The organism is Trichocoleus sp. FACHB-6 (assembly GCF_014695815.1).
Classification (GTDB): domain Bacteria; phylum Cyanobacteriota; class Cyanobacteriia; order Cyanobacteriales; family FACHB-T130; genus Funiculus; species Funiculus sociatus.
Window position 1 is genome coordinate 86,018 of sequence record NZ_JACJOY010000012.1, and the last position, 18,310, is coordinate 104,327.

At 45.1% G+C, this 18,310-nt stretch carries 16 protein-coding genes; 9 read left to right on the top strand and 7 right to left on the bottom strand.

Going from position 1 to position 18,310, the window contains the following annotated elements:
• Nucleotide 1 precedes the first annotated feature (1 nt).
• A complete protein-coding gene (locus H6F66_RS01960; RefSeq protein WP_190417686.1) occupies nt 2-4,342 on the bottom strand; it encodes a PAS domain S-box protein in 4,341 nt (1,446 codons plus the stop codon).
• A gap of 320 nt (nt 4,343-4,662) precedes the next feature.
• Between H6F66_RS01960 and H6F66_RS01965 the strand changes: the two genes are divergently transcribed.
• The 3 genes from H6F66_RS01965 (at nt 4,663) to H6F66_RS01975 (ending at nt 7,034) form a co-directional block, all read left to right on the top strand.
• Nucleotides 4,663-5,604: a cobalamin-binding protein gene (locus tag H6F66_RS01965; RefSeq protein ID WP_190417688.1), complete on the top strand. Its 942-nt coding sequence runs from the start codon at nt 4,663-4,665 to the stop codon at nt 5,602-5,604.
• Between the two features lie 118 nt (nt 5,605-5,722).
• Entirely contained in the window at nt 5,723-6,346 is a 624-nt protein-coding gene (locus H6F66_RS01970; protein ID WP_190417690.1) for a methyltransferase domain-containing protein, read from the top strand.
• Nucleotides 6,347-6,359: 13 nt separating this feature from the next.
• On the top strand, nt 6,360-7,034 hold the full coding sequence (locus tag H6F66_RS01975; RefSeq protein ID WP_190417692.1) for an SDR family oxidoreductase: 675 nt from the start codon (nt 6,360-6,362) through the stop codon (nt 7,032-7,034).
• On the opposite strand, the gene H6F66_RS01980 is transcribed toward H6F66_RS01975, so the two are convergent.
• On the bottom strand, nt 7,021-7,440 hold the full coding sequence (locus H6F66_RS01980; protein ID WP_190417694.1) for a hypothetical protein: 420 nt from the start codon (nt 7,438-7,440) through the stop codon (nt 7,021-7,023). The two genes, H6F66_RS01975 and H6F66_RS01980, sit on opposite strands and share 14 nt — an antisense overlap.
• A 196-nt stretch (nt 7,441-7,636) precedes the next feature.
• Here H6F66_RS01980 and petN point away from each other — a divergent pair, with 196 nt between their 5' ends.
• Together petN and H6F66_RS01990 are read left to right on the top strand one after the other, a co-directional pair.
• Complete coding sequence (gene petN, locus H6F66_RS01985; protein ID WP_190417696.1) at nt 7,637-7,726, top strand: cytochrome b6-f complex subunit PetN; 90 nt, start codon at nt 7,637-7,639, stop codon at nt 7,724-7,726.
• A gap of 7 nt (nt 7,727-7,733) precedes the next feature.
• A complete protein-coding gene (locus H6F66_RS01990) occupies nt 7,734-7,982 on the top strand; it encodes a hypothetical protein (protein ID WP_190417775.1) in 249 nt (82 codons plus the stop codon).
• A gap of 87 nt (nt 7,983-8,069) precedes the next feature.
• On the opposite strand, the gene H6F66_RS01995 is transcribed toward H6F66_RS01990, so the two are convergent.
• Nucleotides 8,070-9,521: an ATP-dependent DNA helicase RecQ gene (locus tag H6F66_RS01995; protein ID WP_190417698.1), complete on the bottom strand. Its 1,452-nt coding sequence runs from the start codon at nt 9,519-9,521 to the stop codon at nt 8,070-8,072.
• Nucleotides 9,522-9,552: 31 nt separating this feature from the next.
• On the opposite strand from H6F66_RS01995, the gene H6F66_RS02000 reads away from it, so the two are divergent.
• Nucleotides 9,553-10,134 carry a Uma2 family endonuclease gene (locus H6F66_RS02000; RefSeq protein ID WP_190417762.1) on the top strand — a complete coding sequence of 194 codons (582 nt, stop codon included), beginning with the start codon at nt 9,553-9,555 and terminating at the stop codon, nt 10,132-10,134.
• A 29-nt stretch (nt 10,135-10,163) separates the two neighbouring features.
• On the opposite strand, the gene H6F66_RS02005 is transcribed toward H6F66_RS02000, so the two are convergent.
• From H6F66_RS02005 to H6F66_RS02020, 4 genes are all read right to left on the bottom strand, one after another.
• A complete protein-coding gene (locus tag H6F66_RS02005) occupies nt 10,164-10,964 on the bottom strand; it encodes a class I SAM-dependent methyltransferase (RefSeq protein ID WP_190417700.1) in 801 nt (266 codons plus the stop codon).
• Nucleotides 10,965-11,047: 83 nt separating this feature from the next.
• Nucleotides 11,048-12,658 (bottom strand): 2-isopropylmalate synthase, encoded by a 1,611-nt coding sequence (locus tag H6F66_RS02010; RefSeq protein WP_190417702.1) that lies wholly within the window; start codon nt 12,656-12,658, stop codon nt 11,048-11,050.
• Nucleotides 12,659-12,737: 79 nt separating this feature from the next.
• Nucleotides 12,738-13,259 carry an NYN domain-containing protein gene (locus tag H6F66_RS02015; RefSeq protein ID WP_190417704.1) on the bottom strand — a complete coding sequence of 174 codons (522 nt, stop codon included), beginning with the start codon at nt 13,257-13,259 and terminating at the stop codon, nt 12,738-12,740.
• 337 nt (nt 13,260-13,596) lie between these two features.
• Nucleotides 13,597-14,418 (bottom strand): sulfurtransferase, encoded by an 822-nt coding sequence (locus tag H6F66_RS02020; protein WP_190417706.1) that lies wholly within the window; start codon nt 14,416-14,418, stop codon nt 13,597-13,599.
• Between the two features lie 266 nt (nt 14,419-14,684).
• On the opposite strand from H6F66_RS02020, the gene H6F66_RS02025 reads away from it, so the two are divergent.
• The 3 genes from H6F66_RS02025 (at nt 14,685) to glmU (ending at nt 18,239) form a co-directional block, all read left to right on the top strand.
• Entirely contained in the window at nt 14,685-15,566 is an 882-nt protein-coding gene (locus tag H6F66_RS02025; protein WP_190417708.1) for an MnmC family methyltransferase, read from the top strand.
• Nucleotides 15,567-15,696: 130 nt separating this feature from the next.
• On the top strand, nt 15,697-16,758 hold the full coding sequence (locus tag H6F66_RS02030) for a two-component system response regulator (protein WP_347269321.1): 1,062 nt from the start codon (nt 15,697-15,699) through the stop codon (nt 16,756-16,758).
• A 104-nt stretch (nt 16,759-16,862) separates the two neighbouring features.
• Entirely contained in the window at nt 16,863-18,239 is a 1,377-nt protein-coding gene (glmU, locus tag H6F66_RS02035) for a bifunctional UDP-N-acetylglucosamine diphosphorylase/glucosamine-1-phosphate N-acetyltransferase GlmU (protein ID WP_190417712.1), read from the top strand.
• Nucleotides 18,240-18,310: the final 71 nt, after the last annotated feature.

The window sequence follows — 18,310 nt, forward strand, 5'->3', positions numbered from 1 at the left end:
TTTAATGCACTCCTGTTCGGGGAATTGTAAAGTAAAATACACTTCCCTGTCCCACTTGAGACTCTACCCAGATTTGTCCGCCGTGCCGTTCAACGATTTTTTTGCAGATAGCTAAACCAATCCCTGTTCCGGGATAAGCTTCGCGAGCGTGTAAGCGTTGAAAAATGACAAAGATGCGATCGCACTCTTGGGGATTTAGACCAATGCCGTTATCGCGAACTGAGAAGATCCATTCATTCTCTGTTGGTTGGACACCAATGTGAATCCGAGGGTGAGTATCTTGGCGAAATTTGATAGCATTGCCGATCAGATTCTGTAACAGTTGACCGAGTTGCGTACTATCTCCCCTAACCGTGGGTAACGGATCGTAAGTGATGATGGCGTTACTTTCATCAATAGCGAATTCCAGATTAGCGATCGCTTCGTGTAACACATCCTCGCACTCGACGGGATCAAACTCGTTGCCTCGCGTCCCCACTCGCGAATACTCCAGCAAATCTTTAATCAACCTTTGCATCCGGTTGGCACCATCTACCGCGAATGTAATAAATTCGTCGGCATCTTCATCTAGTTTCCCTTTGTAACGCCGAGACAAAAGCTGGGTATAGCTGGCAACCATTCGCAACGGCTCCTGCAAGTCGTGGGAAGCGACATAAGCAAATTCTTCCAGTTCAGCATTGGAGCGGGCTAGTTCTTGTGCCTGTTTAGAAAGTGTCTCCTCCATCTGCTTACGCTCGGTAATATCGATGATATAGCACACACCTTGATATTCATTTTCTTCGAGAAGAGCGCCACCAATCAGAACCGGGACGCGCCTGCCATCAGCGCGAATGAATTCCTTCTCGAAAGGTGTACAAATTCCCGTAGCTGCTACCTCTAGGAGTTTTTGCTCATCCAGCTCTTTGTATTCCACAGGTGTCATGTCTTTCCAAAGCACTTTCCCGGAAAGCAAATCCTCCCGCGTGTAGCCGATCATCCCTAAAAAAGCATCGTTGGCTTCGGTAACGTTCCCGAAAACATCCCAGAAGTTGATGCCAATCATGTTGGAATCAACAACGCGCCTAAACCGCCCCTCACTTTCTCGCAGCGCTGACTCCATCTGCTTGCGATCGTGAATATCTGTAGAAGTTCCGAGCCACTTGACAATTTGCCCATCATTCTCACGTACAGGCACTATCCGATTCAGGTGCCAGCGATATTGTCCATCAAGCGATCGCTTCAGGCGATGTTCGCCTTCGTAACTTATGCCCCTGCCAACAGCGTGATACCAGTCGCGGCGAATTTGCTGTCGATCGTCCGGATGCACCGCAGATACCCATTTGTAGCCCAGACTTTCTTGTAGTGTTAAACCAGTATAATCAACCCAGCGCTGATTGAAGTAATCGCAACTACCATCTGGCTGTGCAGAAAACACGATCTGTGGCATCGCTTCGGCCAGAGAACGATAGCGTTGCTCATTTGCCTGAGCTAACTCACGAGCAGCCTGTTCCCGCAGCAAAAGTTCGGCGCGTTCTTGTTCTGAGAGCTTGCGTTCGGTAATGTCCCACCAAGAACCGACAATTTCTATCGGGTTGCCAGCTTCATCCTGCACCAGTTTTAATTCGTCGTGCATCCAGTGATAGCTGCCATCCGGATGTAGGAAGCGGTATTCATGATTATGATGTCCTTGCTCAAATAGATTTGACAGCCCAGCAAGGATATCCGGTCTATCCTCCGGGTGAATATGGTTTATCCAGAAGCTGGAATCCTCGATGAATTCCCGCGCTTCATAGCCAAGTTGAGAGACAACGTTATCGCTAATGAAGGTGGCACCGTAATCATTTGAAGCCTTGCAGCTATAGATTACAGCTGGGCTAGAAGTGAGTAGATGTTGTAATCGCTCCTCGACTATCTGGCGCTCTAGGATTTCAATTTTTAAGTATTCGTTAGCCAGCGTCAGCTCAGATGTACGCTCTTTTACTCTGCTCTCAAGCTCTCCATTCAGTTTTTGTAAAGCTTCCTGGGCTTGTTTACGCTGGGTGATGTCGGTGGAAATGCCACAAACGGCATAAGGGACACCACTAGAGTCATAAAGGGGAAATTTGATAGAAAGATAAGTGTGTATTTCGCCGCCATGAGGGACACTTTCTTCAATTTCTAAAGAAGTTGTGGCTTGAAGTACATCCAAGTTATTTTTGGCAAATTGATCCGCTATCTCTAACGGCCAAATATCGTACAGGCTTTTACCTATGATCTGCTCTTTAGTCATCTGAAACAATTCTTCATACCTGCGATTTATCAACTGGTATTTGTTTTGAGTATCAGTTAAATAAATGATCGCTGGAGAGTTATCTAGAATTGCCTGTAGGCGCTGTTGGCTTTCTCTCAGTTCCTCCTGAGCCTTTTTACTCTCAGTGATGTCGCTGCCAATTCCCAGAACCCCGGTGATGTTCCCCTCTGCGTCGTGTAAAGCTGTCACCGACAGCAGCATTCTAGAACTGCGGCCATCCTTACAGATATAAGTCCATTCCTGCTCATCTGGTTCTCCGAGACGAGCTTTGGCAATAAGAACCTCGAATAATGGGAACTGCTCCGCTTGTTCCCCAAGCAAGAGCGATCGCTGCTTTAATTCCTCTGTATCATGAAATATGGCGGGGGTTGTTTTCCCCACTACTTCTTCGGCAGCATATCCTAATAAGGCTTCAGCCGCTCGATTAAAGGTAAGAATTGTGCCATCTAGTGAAGTAGAAATAATTGTGTAATTGGCACCATCTAAAATTGCCCGTTGCAGGCTGGTTGTCCTTTGCAAAGCAGCTTCCGCCGCTTTACGTTCTTGTATTTGCTCTTGCAAATCTGCATTGGCTAATGCTAGTTCGGCAGTTCTTTGGTGAACGCGAATTTCTAATTCTTCGGTGGCTTTTCGCAACGCTGACTCTGCTTGTTTGCGATCGCTAATATCTTCGGCAATGCCGACAATACGATAAACTTCCCCTTGGGCGTTGTGAACTGGGAAGGCGCGATCGCGTATCCAGCGTTGTTGACCGTTTGGCTGAATAATCCGGTATTGTTCATCATACTCGCCTGAACCTTGTTTGGCGAAATCAGCGAGGATGCGATCGCGATCTTCCTCATGGATAGCATCTACAAAAGATTTAGGTTGCTCGTAAAGGCTCTCTCGCGTGCGTCCCCAAACTTCTTCGTATGCAGGATTAATATAGATTATCTTGTTCTTATCCGGGTCACTCATCCAGAATACTTCTCTGATATTATTAGTAATCTGACGGAAGCGTTCTTCACTCTCCTGTAGCGCCACTAAAGCTTGTTGACGTTCGACGATTTCACTTGCTAATTGTTCGTTGGAGCGTTTCAATTCTGTCATGTTACGCTCGATTCGCTCCTCCAATTCTGCATTGAGTTGGCGAAGCTCCTCTTCTGCTTTTTGCCGCTGCTCGTCTATAGTATTTAATGATTTGGCATTTCCCCAAATCAAAATACTAAAAATTACCAGATTCATCACTCCAATTACTGTAAATCCTTCTTCGGCATTAACCTTATCGTGACGATAACCGATGAGGATAAACCACGATAAGATTGGCGGAATCAGAATTACAGCTAAAGATAAACGCCTCGCCATCATGCCGCCAGCGTTATTGCTGGTGATAACTGCCATCAATCCTTTGTCCGGACAAGCAAATAAAATCCCCATACTCAACAGCATGAACGCGATCGCACTGTGCAGCGCTATTTTGGTATAGACACTAATTCCGTAAAATGAGGAAATGCCATATAAATACCCCAAAAAAGCCAGCCATGCGACTAAAAAAGCCGCAATGCTCAATACCTGAGCAAAATGATAATTGGGACGTTTTCTTAATAGTAATATTTGGGCAACGCCAAGAATGAAACAATTTAGAGCCGTATTGAATGCCATCCTACCTGGAGCAAAGCTGTGAATGGCATTAGCTGACTCTTTTATCAGTAATTGATCGATACCAAAGTCTACGTTAAACCCATATTGTATCAACGTTAATAAACCAATTAAAGCAACGACAAAAGGTAAAATTAAATGATAAATCGGGACTCTTGGCTCTTGACTATTAACTTTTGAAAATCCCCCAATTTCCAGGTTATTCATTTTTACCTTTCGCCTCTTGCCTTCTTTATACAGGGAAGCACCTGCCAGGATAAACAAAAGTGCTGTGTTGGCTTTCATTGTCACAAATCCCGCAAAAACACTCTTGAGAATGGTAATGTCCAAAATCCAGCCGATTATGACAAAACAGCCAATTCCAAATACAATAATACTGGCAGCTTGCGAGATTGATTGCAGGTATTTGCTCAGACGGGAGTTAGTTAGCTGCATAATTTTTTTTTAACTTTAGATAGTGTATGTTGTTAGTTTTTAGTTGTTATAGAAATGCTTGCTGTAATGGGAAAAATTAATCAAGCCTGGAGAACGCGAAGAAAGAGAAGTAGACAATTTTAGGGAGGATTGATGATTGTTATAAATAGATGGATATAATTATTATGGATAGAGCAACACAAGCCTTACCCATCGAATCCCAGCCAATGTTGGGTTTCTAGCTCAAAGGTTTATTTTAATTATGTCTACATAGTTAGTTATTTTTCCAATAATAAGAAGTGATCGTAATCACTGACAATTTATTAATTGGTTAGAAAGTAATGAAACAAAAAGAGTTTAAAATTGTCTCTCTTATCCCCAGTGCAACGGAGATTTTAGCGATATTGGGGCTGACTGATGCCATTGTTGGGCGATCGCATGAATGCGACTATCCAAGAGAAATCCAAAATCTACCAGTCTGTACTCAGCCTAAATTTAATCCGGAAGGCAGCAGTCCAGAAATTCACGACCGCGTTACGGATTTGTTGCAATCGGCTCTGAGTGTCTATAAAGTTGAAACCGACATTCTAGAAGAGTTGCAACCTACGCACATTGTTACTCAAGCTCAATGTGAAGTGTGTGCTGTTAGTCTGGCAGAAGTTGAGAAAGCTGTTGCCAGTCTTACCCATAGTCAGGCGCAAATTATTTCCTTACAGCCCAATTTCTTGAGCGATGTCTGGGATGATATTGCCAGAGTTGCTGCGGCTTTGGGGGTGGAATCGCAACCAGTTCTGACTGGGTTACAATCTCGGATTGATGATTGTGTGGAAAAGACGCGATCGCTATCCTTAACAACTCGTCCCACTGTTGCTTGTATTGAGTGGATCGATCCGTTGATGGCGGCGGGAAATTGGATTCCAGAATTAGTCAAAATGGCGGGAGGAGAACCGCTGTTTGGTGTTGCAGGAGAGCATTCTCCGTGGTTGAAGTGGGAAGAGATGGCGATCGCAAACCCTGCCATAATTATCTTCATGCCCTGTGGTTTCGACTTAAGCCGCACCCGTTCTGAAGCAATTGAGGTAATTCAGCGTCCCGAATGGCAAAGCTTGCAAGCTGTAAAAACTGGCAGAATCTATCTTACCGATGGTAATGCCTACTTCAACCGCCCCGGCCCTAGATTAGTAGACTCTCTGGAGATATTAGCCGAAATTATCCATCCAGAAATCTTCCAGTTTGGATATCAAGGCACTGGATGGGAATTTTTGTCAAAATCAGCGTTATAAGCCAATATTTCTCCGAGAAACAGCTGTGTGATAAGAAGTTCCAACCGCAGAGGCGCTGCGGAACACAGAGGAGCTGGCAATACTAAGATTTTAGTAGGTTTGAGGAAAGGGAGGGAGTGTGGAACAACACGAGCATCTGACAATTGCGGAGTACCAGGCGACGGCGGAATCTTTCCGGGATGGAACTTGGGATCACGATGTCTCTCAAAATCGCGATGCTCTGGTAGCGGCTATGCCTAAGATACCTGGTAAAATACTCGACTTAGGCTGTGGCCCTGGGCGTGACTTGGTTGCTTTTAAGCGTCAGGGGCATACGGTGATTGGTTTGGATGCCACACCAGCGTTTGTGGAGATGGCGCAACAGGCGGCGGATTGTGAGGTTTGGCAACAGTCGTTTCTCCGGCTTGAGTTGCCTCCAGAAACTTTTGATGGCATTTTTGCGAATGCTTCTTTGCTTCACGTTCCCCGTGGGGAAATGGTTAGGGTCTTGAAAGATTTGCATCAAACACTTGTTCCCGGCGGCGCAATTGTTATTTCTATTTGTCGCGGCGATGATGAGGGTTATAGCGTTCGTCCAACTGGTTCTCGTTATGTTGTTGGTTGGGAATATGAAACTTTAACTGCTTGTCTAGAAAAAGCTAATTTTGAAATTTTGCATCACTACTATCGTCCGCCTGGGTTGCCCTGCGAGGCTCAATCTTGGCTGGTGATGGTGGCAAGAAGAAAAGTTTTGAGTTGTTAGTGGGAATTTGCAGATGACGGCTGAATCATACATTTTTATAGGTGGGGCAAGTCGGGGTGTAGGTAGAGAAATTGCCAATTACTTAACAGGGGAAAATCAAAAGGTAAAGGCAATGTTGCGCTCTGATCAGTCTCGCGCTGATTTGGAAGGGATGGGAATTAAAGTAGTAATGGGAGATGGCCTAAATGTTGCCTCTGTGGAGCAGGCAATGCTGGGAGAACCAATTCATGCTGTAATTAGTACCATTGGCGGTTTACCTAAAGACGGCGAAAGGGCTGATTATTTGGGCAACAAAAATCTCATAGATGCGGCGGTGAAAGCAGGGGTGAAAAAGTTTATCTTAGTTTCTTCTATTGGCAGTGGCAATAGTGTTGTTGCTTTGCCGCCGCAAGCTTTGGAAACTCTAAAACCAGTTTTAATAGAAAAAGAGAAAGCTGAGCAATATTTGATTGAAAGCGGACTTATTTACACAATTATTCGCCCTGGTGGGCTGAAGTCTGAACCGGCAACTGGTAACGGAGTTTTAACGGAAGATCCGCGAGTTGCGGGAACAATTCATCGGGCTGATGTGGCGCAATTGGTTTGTCGATGTCTTGAGTCTGATGCTGCTAATAATAAAGTTTTGTCAGCTCTTGACAGAAATATGATGTATGGGCAAGCTGAATTTGAGGAGTTTAGCTTGACTTGAAGGGTTTTAGCCAGCTGCGATAAATTGCTAAGTCGAGGGTGAAACGAGCGATCGCAAACAGCAAGATACTCTCAACTCCCAGTAGAGCATACAACCAGAAGGTATCGGGGAAATTAAGCCCAACCTCTATTTGCCCTAATCCCCGCACCAACCCAAAGGCAAACACAGCGCCAGTTTTGAGATGGGAGTTGCGGTCTTCCCGAATAATATAGCGGTAGGTGACACCAAAGAGAAAACCGCTCGAAAGAGCGATCGCTACCTTCACCAGTAAATTAAAACCAGTCGCGATCTGTATCTGTGACAGTAAATTATTGCCCAGGGTGACAATACTATAAGTTAGGCAAACGGACACTGCCGCCAGGGTTCCTGCTTTGATAGACTCAATTCGCTCTTTTGGATCAAACATAATGGGGATTGGGGACTAGGAACTGGGGGCTGGGTACTAGGGACTAGGAACTGGGGGCTGGGTACTAGGGACTAGGTACGACTTTTTCCCAATCCCCAATTCCCAATTCTCAATTCCCAATTAAGTGCCATAGAAGTCTCAGATTGAATTATCATATGGCTTGGAGACATTTCGTAATGGTTTTTACTATATAGCTATGGATATTTTGTCGTTGGGTTGGGTGACGGTTCTGGTTCTGTTTACGTGGTCGATTGCAATGGTAGTTTGGGGTCGTAACGGCTTCTAAAAGCATCGTGGAAACTTCTGTCGTTAGTGTTTTAGGTCTTGTTACCTTTGCGTTGCTGTTTATAGTCAGTGGCGGTGTCGTTTATCTGACGCTGGCGGAGTGGCGCGATCGCCGTCGTCAGGAGAAAGAAAAACGAGAAAATAAGTTGCCCGGCGCTGGTCGTCGTCAGGAGAAAGAAAAACGAGTGGAAAAGGTGCGCGATCGCCGTCAGGAGAAAGAAAAACGAGTGGAAAAGGTGCGCGATCGCCGTCGCTAGACTGTGGCTAAAGGCGAAACTCCAAGGGAACCCCACCCCCAGCCCTCTCCCCGCAAGCGGAGATGGGGTTAGGGTAGGGTTCTTTTTTCAATTGCAATTATCGCAGTGTCCGCATCGCCACCCAGCCGCCTCTTTTGCAAAGCCAAAAGCTTGTAACAAAAACTGCCAACGGCATTCTCGTGTAGTAAGATATTGCGTCATTTGAGTCTGAAACTGCTGCTGCTGCGCGTTCAATTCGCCAAAGGAGCAAGATTTTCCTGATTGATGGCGAATATAATGAAACGGGCTTTGCCATTCTAATTGTCCGGCGCTGTGGAGTAGGGAGAGAGCAATTGCACCGTCGCGAAACTGCTTCGCCACCGTTGCTACTTCGCCTTGAGTTGGTAGTTTGGAAGCAATAGCTTGAGCTTCTTGGTATTGCGATCGCATCTTTCCTGCAAAAAATTCCCGTCTCTGCTTATCCTCCGGGTTCAGCCACCCTGTAGCCTCGCTAACTAATGTTAAAGCTTCCGCAGGCTTCCCATCTCGTCCAGCTCTCCCAACTTCCTGCACGTACTCGGAAAGCAGCAAAGGCGAATGGTAGTGAATGACCCAGCGAACATCTGGCTTATTGATGCCCATACCAAAGGCACAAGTACAGACGACAAAAGGCATTTTACCACCCAGCCAACTTGCTTCTATTTGGCGACGTTCCTCCGGACTCAACCCTGCATGATAAGCTGCTGTTGCATAACCTTTTTGCCGTAGCAATTCGGTTAATTCTTCGCTATCTCGCCGTGTGCGGACGTAAACTAAGCCTGCTTCGTGTGGTCTTGCCTGAATAAACTTTAACATCCCTTGGCGGCGACCTCTGGGTGTCCAAATAGTTTGAACTTTAAGATGCAGATTTTGCCGATACGGACTTATTTGGAAAGCAGCTGGTTTTTGCAGTTGTAAGACTTTCTGGATGGTTGCTCTAGCTTTTGGATCGGCTGTGGCGGTAAAAGCTGCGATCGCTATTTTTGTCCCAGCTGGCTTTGATTTTAACAGAGCTGGACGCACTGCACCCAATCTTCTATAAGCTGGGCGAAAAGTTTCTCCCCACTGCACCAAACAATGCGCCTCATCCAAAATTAACCCATTAATTTCTAGCTGTGGTTGACACAACTTTTCCCACACTGGCGCACTCAGCAAAGTTTCTGGCGACAAATACAATAGCCGTAACTTCTCCAAATTTTGCAGATTTTTCTTGCGTTCCCAAGTGGGTAATTCACTATGCAAAAGAGCAGCTGGCAACTTGCGATCGCGCAATTCTTGCACTTGATTTTCCATCAGCGCCACCAAAGGCGAAATCACCAACGTTAACCCATTTTGAAGTAAAGCTGGAAGTTGAAAACAAATAGATTTCCCGCCGCCAGTTGGCATCACAATTAAAGCATCATGCTTTTCTAATAAACTGCGAATAATTTCTCCCTGCGGCGGACGAAAATCATCATATCCCCAGATTCTTTTAAAAGCTGCGAGAACCTCTTGCCAAGATGTTGTATCAGAATTATACATAATGGTAGTAGATGCCGAAAATAGTAAATTTATGAATACCCTAATTTTGAATATACCCTCTGCTGTTAAGCTGACAGATGAACAATTTTATCAAATTTGTCTGGCAAATCCAGATTTAAGGCTGGAACTAACTGCACAAGGAGAATTGATAGTTATGCCACCAACGGGCGGAGAAACTGGTAGACGTAACTTTAGCTTAAACGGTCAGCTTTGGCTATGGAATCGCCAAACAAATCAGGGCGTTGCTTTCGACTCCTCTACTGGTTTTAAATTACCCAATGGTGCGACTCGTTCTCCTGATGTCAGTTGGGTAAAGCAAGAACGCTGGGATGCTTTAACTGCTGAACAAAAAGCAGAATTTCCACCACTTTGTCCCGACTTTGTGCTGGAATTGCGTTCTGCAAGTGATTCTCTGTCTAAAGCGAGAGAGAAAATGCAAGAGTACCTTGACAATGGCTGTCGTTTGGGGTGGTTAATTGATCCACAAAATCAACGGGTGGAGATTTATCGACAAGATCGGGAAGTAGAAATTATCCAATCTCCTACAACTTTATCTGGTGAAGAAGTGTTACCTGGATTTGTACTAGATTTAACGCAAATTTTCAGTATTTGAAAGCGCGATCGCGTCCTTTGCGTTTCAAATTATTTCGTCGCCACCACAGCCAAATTCCAAGCAAAACGCCGCATCAAGGGAATATTTTTTACCACACTATCTAGCGTTTCTAAGCGCTGATATGTCGGCTTTAATCTTTCCTGTTCAATAATAATTTTCTTCCAATAACGCTCCTTATTTGGATCGACTTTTTCAATTAAATAGAAGCGCAAGAAAATCCACAGGGTGGCCAGCCAAAAAGTATCATAAGACGTTTCTGAAAACTGGGATTTGACAAAATTGACAATATTAATATCCAGCGGTGTTTCATCTTCAGTTCGCACCTTAGTAGCCATCCGCCGATAAACATTAATAACTGGATTGTGCTTCAAAGGGTCCCAAAAACAAGCTTTTCCACCAGGCTTGAGAACCCGGTGCATTTCCCTAATAGCGAGTTTCGGATTAGGCAAATGGTGCAGCAAATTCGAGGCGTAGACGATATCAAAACTATTATCAGGGCAATCGAGAGCGATCGCATTCATAGTTCGCCCCTCAATCTCCACCCCATTAGCAGCTGCCAGTTGCAGCGCCACTTCCACCATACCCGGAGAATAATCAGATGCTAAGCATAGCGCCCCTTTTCTGGCAAAATAGACGCTATTTTCCCCAGCACCACACCCTAAATCTAAAAGTCGCTTACCTCTAATATCCCCTAATTGCTTGAGGATAAATCGATTTTCTGGCGCGGTACAAGCTTCAAAGTAATCTTTAACTTTAATCCCTTCTACATCTATAGTAGATGCCCATTGATCGTGAAATTTTTTCTCTTTGTCAAAAATATCTTCTTTCATGGTTGGTATTAAGAAATAAAAGCAAAGGTACGCAAAGGATTTTCTTACTCTGCGTACCTTTGTGTCAAGCTCTGCGCCTACGTTTACAATTTCTGATAAGTCACGGGTTTCCGTCCTTCCTGAGCTTGTAAAGCTGAGTAAAGGCGATTCAAGGCGTTGAGATAAGCTTGGGCGGAGGCGACGATGATATCGGTGTTCGCCGCATGACCGGAAAATACTCGTTCTCCGTGCTTCAGGCGAATGGTGACTTCCCCGATAGCATCAATTCCGGCAGTTACAGATTGAACGGAAAACTCAATCAGTTGGTTGGGTACGTTCACCACACGGTTGATTGCCTTATACACGGCATCTACTGGCCCCGTACCAATGGCGGCATCAGTTAGTTCTTCACCTGCGGGAGTGCGGAGTGTTACTGTGGCTGTGGGCTGGGAGTTGCTGCCGCAGGATACCTGCACCAATTCTAAGCGGAAAATTTCGGGAGCTTGTTGGGTTTCGTCGTTAGCGATCGCTTCCAAATCCCAGTCGGTGATTTCTTTCTTTTTATCCGCCAATTCTTTGAACTTCAGAAATGCTTTATTTAACTCGCTATCAGTTAGTTCAAAGCCCAATTCTTTAAGTCTGGCGCTGAAGGCATGGCGGCCAGAATGTTTGCCTAATACAATCTGGTTATCTGTTAATCCGATGGATTGGGCATCCATGATTTCATAAGTCAGCTTGTTTTTTAGAACCCCGTCCTGGTGAATTCCTGACTCGTGAGCAAAGGCATTTGCGCCGACAATTGCTTTATTTGGCTGCACCAACATCCCAGTCAAATTAGAAACTAATCGGGATGTCTTGTAAATTTGGCGCGTATCAATATTTGTCAGCGGTTCTTCTGAATCCTCTGAACGTCCCAAAAATGGATTGTAATATTGCCGGCGCACATGGAGAGCCATTACCAATTCTTCTAAAGAAGCATTTCCAGCACGTTCGCCAATGCCGTTAATAGTACATTCCAGCTGACGCGCTCCATTTTTCACAGCTTCCAAGAAGTTAGCTACAGCCAAACCTAGATCGTTGTGACCGTGAACTGAAATAATCGCTTGGTCAATGTTGGGAACGTTTTCTTTAATTCCCCGAATTAAATCCCCAAATTCGCTGGGAGTCATGTAACCCACAGTATCGGGAATGTTAACAGTTTTCGCACCAGCAGCAATTGTTCTTTCTAGCACTTGGTAAAGAAACTCTGGGTCAGAACGTGCTGCATCCATTGGAGAGAATTCTACATCGTCCATGAAGGATTTCGCATAAGCGACCATTTCTTCTGCGATCGCTAACACTTCAGCCCTAGATTTTCTCAGCTGATACTCCAAGTGAATATCTGATGTCGAAATAAACGTGTGAATTCTACCCTTTGCCGCTGGTTTTAGCGCTTCGGCTGCTGCTTCGATATCTGCTTTAATTGCTCTGGCCAAACTACAGATAACTGGGCCATCTTCTGTCCCTACTGTTTTAGCAATTTTCTGCACAGCCTCAAAATCCCCAGGGCTTGCATAAGCAAAACCCGCTTCAATTACATCCACGCCTAAACGCGCCAGTTGTCGCGCAATGCTCAACTTTTCGTCTACATTTAGGGTGGCTCCGGGACACTGTTCGCCATCCCGAAGAGTGGTATCGAAGATTATGATTCTACCTTGGTTTGATTGATTTTCCATAGTAATTGGTCAGTTGTCAGTTGTTCTCGATCAATTTCTAATAGCTAATTGGTAATTTTTCATCCCCATTAGTCATTAGCTAATATTCAGTCTTCTCAATATGATCCCGAATATCATTTAAGTCTATGTAACGATCTGTAGCGTTTCGCAGCTCTCTAGCTATCATTCCTTCTGTAGAAACCACTGTGATATGAGTATTTTTGGAACGTAATAGTTCGATGGCTCTTTCAAAATCGCCATCCCCACTAAATAAAACTACCCTGTCGTACTGCTCTACTGTATTAAACATATCTACGACAATTTCAATATCTAAATTTGCTTTCTGGGAATAGCGCCCAGATGTATCATCGTAGTATTCTTTGAGAATTTTAGTGCGAACGGTATACCCTAAACTAATTAGTGCGTCTCGAAATCCCCGCTGATCCTGCGGATCTTTAAGCCCTGTGTACCAGAAGGCATTGATGAGTGTTGTTTCTGGCTGTTCTTTTTTGAAATATTCCAACACCCTTCTAGGATCAAAAAACCAACCATTTTTTTGTTGAGCGTAGAACATATTGTTCCCGTCTACAAAAATAGAAAGACGGTTCATTAAGCAAGCCATAGAAGCTAAGACCTAAAATTTGTAGAAAAGAATTTAATCGGAATGATTTATTCTAGCAATTTGTTAGTATAACAGTTTACTTATACTTACTCTAGCGTCAATATACTATATCTGTTTCTCTGTAACTGTATGCCCAAAGACCGACAGTGGCATTCAGGCGGACTTTAGAGCTGTCTTCGGGGAGCAAAATCGGAAAATTGACGCTGCACACCAAGATCGCTCTGACAATTACTGCTTATTTAAACTCTACCTTAGTTCAGGAATTTGTAAATGTCCTACTTGTCACAAGAATGAATATTTAGGACAAGCTATTAGCCACTACTGCCCCTATAACATCTTAGAGGTAGGAACACCAATCGCTCCAGCTGCCAGCATAAAGCTTGCCTGTGTGAATGCCAGCTATTTCAAGAGATAATAGATTGACGCAAGCAGTGACACCAGAACCGCAATAAACCAAAATTTCTTCAGCTTGCTCTAAACCGTTCCATCGTTGGCGTTGTTCTGTCATCAGTCGTAAGTAAGATTGAGTGTTAGAGACATCTTGCCAAGGGTAGTTAAGTGCGCCAGGAATATGACCTGCAATCGGGTCAATTGGTTCTCGTTCGCCTCGGTAGCGATCGCCTTCTCGCGAATCTACAAGCATAACTTGCGGCAAGTCTTTCTTTGCTTTCACTGTTTCAATATCCACCACCAAATCTTCTTGCAACCGCACCACAAAATTACCTGGATCTGGTATCGGTAGAACATCTGTAACTCGATGCCCCCCAGCTACCCATCCCGCAAACCCTCCATCCAAGACGACTTGACGATTATGCCCCAGGTACCGCAGCAGCCACCAGAGACGGGACGCAAAAGCGAATCTGGAATCATCGTAAGCAACAACCAGGGTTTCTTGAGAATTTACCCCGACAGCTGCTAACTTATTAGCTAACTCTTCTGGGTTGGGTAAAGGATGTCTTCCACCATGCTTTTCAACATTACCCGAAAGGTCTTTATTTAAATCCAGATAGTAAGCACCCGGTATGTGACTGGTGAGATACTGTTTGTGTCCTAATTCTGGATCTGTCAGGGAAAAGCGACAATCTATAATAACGACTTGAGGATCGTTAAGGTGTTCACCTAGCCATTGGGCGGAAACTATAAAATTGTTATCAGTCATAACCTGAAAAGTCAATCTAAAATACCAAATAATTGAGCTTCGCTTTGTATTGAGTAATGGCTATAAAAAAATATGATTGGTGTAATTATGAGTAACAATATCTTTACAATTTCCTTATAGGCACAGAGTAATCTTACCAAAAATGATGTTTTTTGTATTGCTCTAGGTTGTTTCCTTGGTACAAACTAACTACTATAAGCACTTCAGAACACTCAAGGGTAGAGATGCTTACAACGTCTCTATAACCTAAGCATCAATTAAGAATAATGGATAATGGCGGCATCTTCACACCACAACTTACAGATGATGGCTCATTCACCTTCTTCTCACAAGAGTTTGGCGAAGCTTTTCACAGTCAGCATGGTGCTAAGCAGGAAGCCGAACTTAAGTTTGTGAATCCTCTCCAACTCAAGGAGAAAGCGCAGCAACCAACATTGCATCTATTGGATGTTTGTTATGGTCTTGGCTACAATACAGCAGCAGCGTTGGAGACGATTTGGGCAGTAAATCCAGATTGTCGCGTTGAGTGGGTAGGCTTGGAATTAGACGCATCTGTAGCACCAGCTGCGATCGCGCATAATCTCTTCAACAGCTGGAACCCCGAATACATCCAAATTCTCGCTAAACTAGCAACATCTGGACAAGTTAAGACAGAACGTTTACAAGCAAATCTACTCATCGGTGATGCTAGGGAAACAATTAGGCAAGTATATCTCTCCGGCTTTAGAGCAGATGCAATTTTTCTCGATCCCTTCTCACCCTTGCACTGTCCCCAACTGTGGACAGTGGAATTTCTGGACATGGTTGCCAAATGCTTAAAACCTTCAGGGAGACTTGCTACCTATTCCTGTGCGGCGGCGGTGCGGACAGCACTTTTAGCAGCCCAGTTACAAATTGGTGCGACACCACCAGTCGGGAGGCGATCGCCGGGAACCGTCGCCGCGCAAAAAGCCCCATTACCGCCACTATCATTACAAGAACAGGAGCATTTGCAAACCAAAGCCGCCATTCCCTACCGCGATCCGACTCTGAGCGATCCAGCCGATGTAATTTTGCAACGGCGTACAATAGAACAGCAAACCAGTTCTCTAGAGCCATCCTCTCATTGGAAAAGGCGCTGGTGTCAAAAGCAAGATCCAAAATCTTAAATTTAGGTCTTAAAATTTATCACAACTATTGCAACAAAACTTTGCATAATCGCTCTAAAATATCCGTGAAAAGCCTGATTTTATAATTGAGCGATTCGCTCATACTAAAAACAAATTTCTAGGATAAGCGATTTTAAACTTATTAGATGCTTCTGCTTTTTCGCAAATAAGGTGTTCTTCAGTGAGCTTTATCGATTCTGAATTGCCCAAAGTTCTAGTTGTTGACGATCATCCCTCCAGTCGGATGACAGCAGTAGCACTCCTGTCGGTGGAAGGCTACGAAGTATTAGAAGCAGACAGTGGCCCAGTAGCATTAGAACGAGTGCTGGAAAGCAATCCGGACTTGATTTTGCTGGATGTAATGATGCCGGGGATGGATGGATTTGAGGTGTGTCGCCGCCTGAAGGAGAACGAACACACGCGCTTGATTCCGGTAGTGTTCATCACTGCATTAAATGACAGGCGATCGCGCATTATGGGCATAGAAGCTGGTGGTGATGATTTTCTCACCAAACCCTTCGACCGCTTAGAATTATCTGCCAGAGTGCGATCGCTCGTTCAGCAAAAGCGATTAAATGAAGACCTGGATCACGCTGAACAAGTTCTTTTCTCAATTGCCCGTACCGTCGAAAGCCGCGACCCTGTAACTGGCGACCACTGCGAACGGCTGGTGACAATGGGCCAAACCTTCGGAGAATTTATCAATCTTGGACGCAATGAAGTTCGGGATTTAGTCTGGGGAGGCTATCTCCATGATATCGGTAAGGTAGGGATTCCCGACTCCGTGCTGCTCAAAAAAGGAAAACTCACCCCCGAAGAGTGGGACATTATGAAACAGCACGTCACCATCGGGGAGACTATTTGCAAACCCCTGCGAACCATGCGGGGTGTCCTTCCCATTATTCGCTATCATCACGAACGCTGGGACGGTACTGGCTATCCGGATGGACTCGTAGGCGATGAAATTCCAATTCTTGCTCAAGTGTTTCAAATTATTGATATTTACGATGCCCTAACCAGTGAACGCCCATATAAACGGGCTTTCACCCCAGCCGAAGCTTTAGAAATCATGAACGAGGAAGCCTCAAAAGGTTGGCGCAATCCCCAACTTGTGCAGCAATTTGCTGAATTTATTCAATCTACTCAGCAACCTGAAAGCCTGAGTCGTGAGGAAGCGTTTGCTCAAAAATGACTCAGATGATGGGAAAGCTTTTCCTCAAGTGTGAAATTCAACTTTGAAGGTTCACCCTTCATCCTTTATCCTTTTAGCTGGTAGCTGAAGGCTGATAGCTAAACATGGTAGCAGTAGCAATTCTTGCAGCAGGACGCGGAACGCGGATGAAATCGGATCTGCCCAAAGTTTTACACTCTTTGGGAGGGCGATCGCTCGTCGAACGGGTTCTGCATAGTCTGTCCGAAATCAATCCATCTCGGTGTCTTGTCATTGTCGGGTATCAGGGCGATCGCGTCAAAGACTCTCTTGCGGGGGTTATTAATCATTTGCCCCCAATTGGAAGTTTAGAATTTGTCGAACAAACAGAACAGTTGGGTACAGGCCACGCCGTCCAGCAATTACTTCCCCACCTAGAGGGCTTCGCTGACGATTTGCTGGTTTTAAATGGGGATGTTCCTCTCTTGCGACCGCAAACCATCCAAAATCTGTTGCAGACTCATAAAACAAATCAAAACGCCGCCACCCTTCTCACCGCCCATCTCCCTAATCCTAAAGGCTACGGGCGGGTTTTTTGTAACGGTCAAAATCTGGTAAAAGAAATTGTGGAAGACCGGGACTGCACACCCGCTCAAAAGCAAAATCGTCGGATTAATGCAGGTGTTTACTGTTTCAAGTGGTCGCAACTGGAAAAGGTGCTGCCGCAACTGGTGGCGAACAATGACCAGCAGGAATACTATCTCACCGATGCAGTAAAATTCATGGCACCTGTGATGGCTGTGGATGTAGAGGATTATCAGGAAATTCTCGGCATCAACGATCGCAAGCAGATGGCTTCCGCTTACGAAATATTACAAGAGCGGGTGAAAGATTCTTGGATGGCTGCTGGAGTCACTCTGATTCACCCAGACACGATTACGATTGACGATACAGTGCAGCTGTCTCCCGATGTGGTCGTTGAACCCCAAACTCATCTGCGCGGACAAACGGTAATTGGTGCCGGTAGTCGCATTGGCCCTGGTAGCTTGATTGAAAATAGCTCTATTGGGGAAAATGTGACAGTTCTTTATTCCGTGGTGACGGATAGCGCTGTTAAAAATGGCAGCCGAATTGGCCCCTACGCCCATCTGCGCGGTCATGTAGAGGTTGGGGAATCTTGCCGCGTCGGGAATTTTGTGGAATTGAAAAATAGCACTTTGGGCGATCGCACAAATGTCGCTCACCTATCTTATCTAGGAGATGCCACACTAGGTAATAAAGTTAACATTGGTGCTGGTACAATTACGGCAAACTACGACGGGGTGAAAAAACATCCGACAACCATAGGCGATCGCACGAAAACTGGTTCTAACAGTGTTCTTGTCGCTCCCCTAACATTGGGAGAAGATGTGACTGTTGCTGCTGGGAGCGTAGTTACAGAAGATGTGCCAGACGATTCTCTGGTAATTGCGCGATCGCGTCAAGTAATTAAACCCGGTTGGCGCTTAAACCCAGAAGAATAACTTTACCTGTCTTTGCGTTCCCAGTCTCCCACTGGGAACGCACAAATCGAGGCTGCTTGGGATAATGCCTC